Below are 1,558 nucleotides of genomic sequence, written 5' to 3'. Positions count from 1 at the left end.
GGACACTAGACGCGCACGGGTTCGGGGCCGCCACCAGTCGCCGGTGGCGGCCCCGAACGCCCGTCCGCGCATACCGGCCAGGGCTTGCTCCAATCGGCAGTACCTGCCCGCCCAACCCGGTAATCGCGGATCATTGTGTCCGTGGACGCGGCTGTTTTCGGGTTTGCGGGTGTAATAGTCGGAGCGATCACATCCTCGGCCGGGACAATCTTCAAGGAGATCGCCACAACGAGGCGTGAGCTCGCGCAGCGAGATCGTATTCACGAGCGGGAGCGCCGGACCGCGCACGATGTCTTCCAACGCGACAGCATCGTCGCCCTCCAATCGGCGATCTCCGACCTCATAGCGGCGGCCTACGCCGAACTCGACCGAATGATCACCGAATACGGGCGGACCGAAACGTGGCCGGCACGGCGCTGGGAGACACCGACGGCCGTCGGTTGGTCCGAGACCATCCTGCGCTTGGAATCGTCGCGCGCAAGGGTTTTCGATGACGACCTGCGGTCTCTCGCCGACCGAATCCGGATCTCCGCCGGTGACGCAGTCTGGGCCACAAATCTCGAAGAGGCAAAAGCCGCCGGCGAGCCCCTCGAACCACTCAACCGCAGCTTCAACGACCGCGTCGGCACAGTGCTCCCTCCCCTCTTCTGAACTCCGCCGATAGATCACCTCGGAGTGATCCTCCCGAAGCACGCCAGGTAGTGCCAGACCTTCTTCAGCGTCTGCGGATCGTGCACACCCGGCCGCGCCACAGCATCCCCGCCAACCCAATCATACACTCGCCCATCCTGTTCCGAAATACCGCCACAATTCACTCTGCCTCCCTGATGCTCTGAATCAGGTCGGCGGAGAGAATTGCGACGGCGACAGCGACCTGCTCAGGATCACCGACGCCCTCCTCCGCGCGGCCGGCCATCGCAGAACCGATCATGGTTGGGCCGGCGGCGAACAGTTCGCCGAGATAGTCGAGTGCTTCCAGCGCGGTTTCCATGCTGAGTTCTTCCCTGAGCAGGGATCTGAATCCGTCCCTGAGCGTCTCGGTATCGATGGCCCGCAGAATTCGATATGCGTCATGAGCGTCTTTGTCGTTGAGTCGCATTGGGTTTCCGATTCGCTCGGCGATCTTATGGCACTTGGCGACCAACAGGGCCGCAGGCCCGGCGACCTTGACGGTGATGCTGCGACAATCAGCGGGATCGAGCGCGGTGACGATCATTTCGGTGTGATCTATCAAGGTCGCTTCGAGACCTCTTGCCCGCCGAGTGGCCCGCTTGTCATGCGGTGGAATGCGTGCACCGCGCGCTTGCCTACCACCGGGGCCTGCGAGCTGTTCGGGCACCATGAGATCGACCGGGATGCCGGAAGCATTGACCCAGCATCCAGGCTGTCCATTTGCCGACGGGAGAAACCCGGCCCTTCGCATTGCCGCCTCGATCTTCGGGTCATCCGCGAGCCGACGGGGATCCAGTGCGACGTCACTATCCTTTGTCGCTTCCGCAAGGGCGATGTCAATACCGCCGGTCCGCAGGTAAACAGCCTGAGCACCAATAACGATGAG

The 1,558-nt window shown here is 62.9% G+C and carries 2 protein-coding genes; one reads left to right on the top strand and one right to left on the bottom strand.

Annotated elements, in window-relative coordinates:
- Positions 1-141: 141 nt before the first annotated feature.
- Positions 142-651 carry a hypothetical protein gene (locus tag NS2_RS35590; RefSeq protein ID WP_033091764.1) on the top strand — a complete coding sequence of 170 codons (510 nt, stop codon included), beginning with the start codon at positions 142-144 and terminating at the stop codon, positions 649-651.
- A 160-nt stretch (positions 652-811) separates the two neighbouring features.
- Here the strand turns inward: NS2_RS35590 and NS2_RS36635 are convergent.
- Positions 812-1,558, bottom strand: a 747-nt coding sequence (locus NS2_RS36635; protein WP_036552913.1) for a hypothetical protein, incomplete at its 5' end; no start/stop codon positions are given.

Origin of the sequence: Nocardia seriolae NBRC 15557, from assembly GCF_007990715.1 — a bacterium.
GTDB classification, from domain to species: Bacteria; Actinomycetota; Actinomycetes; order Mycobacteriales; family Mycobacteriaceae; genus Nocardia; species Nocardia seriolae.
This window is presented reverse-complemented; position numbering and strand designations above follow the sequence as displayed.